Below are 4,743 nucleotides of genomic sequence, written 5' to 3'. Positions count from 1 at the left end.
CAGCCCGTCCGGCGTTTGAGGACGAGCCGCGAAGCGGCGATGATCCAGCCTGCCCGGCGTTTGAGGGCAAGCCGCGAAGCGGCGATGAAGGCGGGGGCGCCAGGGGGGATTTCAGCCCGCCCGGCGTTTGAGGGCGAGGCGCGGAGCGTCGATGGGGCGGGGGTGCTAGGGGGTGCAGCCCCCTAGTTCGGGAAGGGGCGGGACTGGGGCGCCCCGCGACGGACAGCCGTACCCCGTTGCATATGCCACAACGACCCTTCCGCGCTCCGCAATCGCGTGGCAGCCTCCTCCCCATGACCTTTGAGCAATTGGTCCCGGCGCCCGCACGCGCCGAGGCATCGCAGGGTGGCAGCTTCACCGTCGACGGATCGACCACGCTCTGGGCAGGACCGGGCACCGAGTCCACGGAGCGCTGGCTGCGCGCCACACTGGGGGCCGCCTTCCAACTCCCGCTCGCCCCCGGCGAGGAGACCGCGCAGGGCACCATCGCACTGCGCATCGACGACACCCTCACCCCCGAGGCGTACCGCCTGACCGTCACCCCCGACGGAGTCGAGATCCGCGGCGGCGCGGCGGCCGGCGTCTTCTGGGGCGCCCAGACCCTGCGTCAGCTCCTCGGCCCGGAGGCCTTCCGCCGGGCCCCCGTCGCCGCGACCCGCGAGCACACCGTGCCCCAGGGCGTCATCGAGGACGCCCCCCGCTTCGGCTGGCGCGGCATGATGCTCGACGTGGCCCGGCACTTCATGCCGAAGGAAGGGGTCCTGCGCTACCTGGACCTCCTCGCCGCCCACAAGCTCAACGTCTTCCACTTCCACCTCACCGACGACCAGGGCTGGCGCGTGGAGATCAAGCGCTACCCCCGGCTCACGGAGGTCGCCTCCTGGCGCCCCCGCACCAAGTGGGGCCACCGGGCCTCCGAGTTGTGGGACGAGAAGCCGCACGGCGGCTACTACACGCAGGACGACATCCGCGAGATCGTCGCGTACGCCGACTCGCTGCACATCACCGTCGTCCCGGAGATCGACGTCCCGGGCCACTCGCAGGCCGCCATCGCCGCGTACCCCGAGCTCGGCAACACCGACGTCATCGACACGGAAGCCCTCTCCGTCTGGGACACCTGGGGCGTCACGCCGAACGTCCTGGCGCCCACCGACGGCACGCTCCGCTTCTACGAAGGGGTCTTCGAGGAACTCCTCGAGCTGTTCCCCTCGACCTTCATCCACGTCGGCGGCGACGAGTGCCCCAAGGAGCAGTGGAAGGACTCGGCCGCCGTACAGGAGCGGATCGAGCAGCTCGGGCTCAGCAACGAGGACGAGCTGCAGAGCTGGTTCATCCGGCACTTCGACAAGTGGCTGTCCGCGCGCGGGCGTCGGCTCATCGGCTGGGACGAGATCCTGGAGGGCGGGCTCGCGGAGGGCGCCGCCGTGTCGTCCTGGCGCGGCTACGCCGGCGGCATCGCGGCGGCCCAGGCGGGCCACGACGTCGTCATGTGCCCCGAGCAGCACGTCTATCTGGACCACCGTCAGCACGGCGGCCCCGACGAGCCCGTGCCCATCGGCTTCGTCCGCACCCTGGAGGACGTCTACCGCTTCGAGCCGATCCCCGCCGACCTCTCCGCCGACGAGGCGAAGCACGTGCTGGGGACGCAGGCCAACGTGTGGACCGAGGTGATGGAGTACCCCGGGCGCGTGGACTATCAGGTCTTTCCGAGGCTCGCGGCGCTCGCGGAGGTCGCCTGGCGCGCGCTCCCGGCGCCCGCCGAGCGCGACTTCGCCGATTTCGAACGGCGAATGGGCGCCCACTATCCGCGACTTGACGCCCTGGGCGTCGCCTACCGCCCGCCGGGCGGCCCGCTGCCCTGGCAGAAACGTCCCGGAGTGCTCGGACGCCCGATCGAGGGGGCGCCCCCAAACGTGTGAGGTCCGCCCCTGACGCGTGCTCCCGGCGGCCCGCCCTGCGACTGTGGGCCGCCAGGAGAAAGCCGTACAAGGCTCACCGAAGAGTGGCAATTCCCGCTCACCGCCGAGGGAGTGCGAAACCGGCATATCCCCCCGGTCTGCGGACGAACGTCTCCTAGCGGACCCCCGCGCCGGGGCCCGGTGAAGATGTGCCAGAGTTGCCACGTCCGGGTTGTGAGCACGTACCGTACGGCGGAACAGGCGTAACGGTGACAACGGCACGCAAGCGGCCGGGCCATCGGGAAGGGGCAGCCGGTTTGACCACGCACGCACCGCGGGCGGCGCAGGGGGCGCAGTCTGTGTCGCTGCCCGCCACGCTCGACGAGGCCGTCGCGGCGCTCGCCGCCGTGCCCGCCGCCGTGCCCGTCGCGGGCGGCACGGACCTGATGTCGTCGGTCAACGCGGGCCTGCTGCGCCCGGCCGCCCTCGTCGGCCTCGGCCGGATCAGCGAGATCCGCGGCTGGCAGTACCAGGACGGCCACGCGCTGCTCGGCGCCGGACTCACCCACGCCCGTATGGGGCGACCGGACTTCGCGGCGCTCATCCCGGCGCTCGCCGCGGCCGCGCGCGCCGCCGGACCCCCGCAGATCCGCAACGCGGGCACCCTCGGCGGCAACATCGCCACCGCCGCGCCCACCGGCGACTCGCTGCCCGTACTCGCCGCCCTCGAAGCCGTGTTGATCATCGCGGGCCCGGGCGGCGCCCGCCGTGAGATCCCGGTCTCGCACCTGCTCGCCGGCATGGAGATGCTGCGCCCCGGCGAACTCATCGGATTTGTACGCGTACCGCTCCTGCACGCGCCCCAGGTCTTCCTGAAGGCGACGGGACGCACCGGGCCCGGCCGCGCCACCGCGTCCGTCGCGCTGGTTCTCGACCCTGCGCGCCGGGGCGTGCGCTGTGCCGTGGGCGCCATCGCGCCGATGCCGCTGCGCCCCCTGGAGGCGGAGCAGTGGGTGGCGGGACTCATCGACTGGGACGGCGAGCGCGGCCTCGTGCCGGAGGCCCTGAACGCCTTCGGGGAGTACGTCGCCGCGGCGTGCATCCCCGATCACCCGCCCGCCGAGGACGGCACCGCGCAGCCGCTGCCGCCCGCCGTACTGCACCTGCGGCGCACCGTCGCCGCGCTGGCCCGACGAGCACTGGGGAGGGCGCTGTCGTGACCGACGGTCGGAACAATCGGAACCATGGGAATGGGACGAGTGGCGGCTGGGAGCCGATCCCGCAGGGCGAGTACGACGCCGACGCCACCGCGTTCGTCCAGCTCCCGGAGGGCGCGGCCGACGCCGTGAGCACGCCGCTCGCCGCGCCCGGGCACGGCTACGTCCCGCCGCAGATAACGGTGACGCCGACGGCGCCCGACGCCACGGACCCGGCCGCCACGGGTGTGTGGGTGCTGCCGCCCGAGGTGACCGGCATCGCGCCGGTCACCGACGGGACGCAGGCCGTGAGCTGGCCGGACCCCGCGGCGCAGGCCGGGCCGGGGGCCCCTGACGGGTACGACCCTCGGGCCACCGGGCAGTGGACGTTCCCGGATGCGATCACTCCGGAGCCGGGAGGCGGGCACGCGCCCGCTCCCGCGCCCGCCGCTCATGACGTGACCGGCCAGTGGTCCATCCCTGTCGCGGATGGCGACCTTCCCGACGAATCGGGCGAGTTCACGACGTCGTCGCTGGCCGCGCACTGGGGCGGTACGCCGCCCGCGACGCTGCCGGGCGGCGCGCCCGCGCCGTGGGCGACGACGTGGCCGACGCAGCCCGCCGCCGAGCCGCTCCCCATGGAGCAGCCCCCGGCCGCACAGCCTCCGACCGCCCAGCCCTCAGCGGCCCAGCCTCCGGCTGCGCAACCCCCGGTCGAGCAGCCGTCGGTCGAGGAGACCCCCTTCGAACGGACGGCGAAGCTGTTCGTCGTGGCCCAGCGCCCCGACGGTTCCCTCGCGCCGGTGCAGCGGCGGGACGAAGCGGCCGAGCCGGGGACCGGGGGTGCCGGGGGAGCCGGGGCGGATGCCTTTGCGCCGCGCGCGGGCGATTCCGGTGCTTTCGCGATGGAGGCCGGTGCCGGGGCCGTTGCGCCCGAGGCGGCAGAGGCCAACGCGTTCGCGCCTGACGCCGCCGGGGTCGATGCTTTCGCGCCGCGGGCGGGCGATTCCGGTGCCTTCGTGACGGGGGTCGGGGGCCCCGCGTCCCAAGTTGCTGAGGCTGGAGCGGTTGCGCCTGAGGCGGCGGGGGCGGACGCGTTCGCGCCGCGCGCGGGCGGGCCCAACACGTTCGCGCCTGAGGCGGCAGGGGCGGATGCCTTCGCGCCGCGCGCGGGCGAGGCCGACGGCTCCGCGAACCAAGCTGCCGTCGGTGGAGCCCTCGCGCCTGACGCGTTCGTGTCCGAGGCCGCCGGGCCGGGGGCCTTCGCGCCGCGCGCGGGCGAGACCGACACCTCCGCAACGGGGGCCGGAGGCCGCACGCCTGAGGCGCCGGGTGCCAGCACCTTCGCACCCGGGAACGCCGGGGCCGGTGCCTTCACGCCCGAGGCGGCCGAGCCTGACGCTTTCGAGTACGAGGCCACCGAGCCCACGGGCCTCGCACCTCAGGCCACCGAGGCCGGAGCGTTCGCGCCGGGGGCCGCTGGGACGGATGCTTTCGCGCCCGAGGGCGCCGACCCTGACGCCTTCGTGGCTGACGCTGCCGGAACGGGAGCCGTTGCCCCCGGCGCTGCCGGGGCTGGGGATTTCGCGCCTGAGGCCGTCGGCCCCGACGCCTTCGCGGGCCCCGCCGCGGCGGGAGCGTTCGCGCCC

Annotated in this window: 2 protein-coding genes and 1 pseudogene; all 3 read left to right on the top strand. The window is 74.5% G+C overall.

Annotation, left to right across the window (positions count from 1 at the left end):
- Positions 1-293 precede the first annotated feature (293 nt).
- On the top strand, positions 294-1,919 hold the full coding sequence (locus ACFWZ5_RS31050; protein ID WP_384806384.1) for a beta-N-acetylhexosaminidase: 1,626 nt from the start codon (positions 294-296) through the stop codon (positions 1,917-1,919).
- A 296-nt stretch (positions 1,920-2,215) separates the two neighbouring features.
- Positions 2,216-3,118: an FAD binding domain-containing protein gene (locus ACFWZ5_RS31045; RefSeq protein WP_384806386.1), complete on the top strand. Its 903-nt coding sequence runs from the start codon at positions 2,216-2,218 to the stop codon at positions 3,116-3,118.
- Positions 3,115-4,743, top strand: a pseudogene (locus tag ACFWZ5_RS31040) (hypothetical protein); the annotation flags it as partial. The gene ACFWZ5_RS31045 and the pseudogene ACFWZ5_RS31040, both read left to right, overlap by 4 nt.

The sequence above is a fragment of the Streptomyces sp. NPDC059003 genome, from assembly GCF_042740445.1.
GTDB lineage: Bacteria > Actinomycetota > Actinomycetes > Streptomycetales > Streptomycetaceae > Streptomyces.
This window is presented reverse-complemented; position numbering and strand designations above follow the sequence as displayed.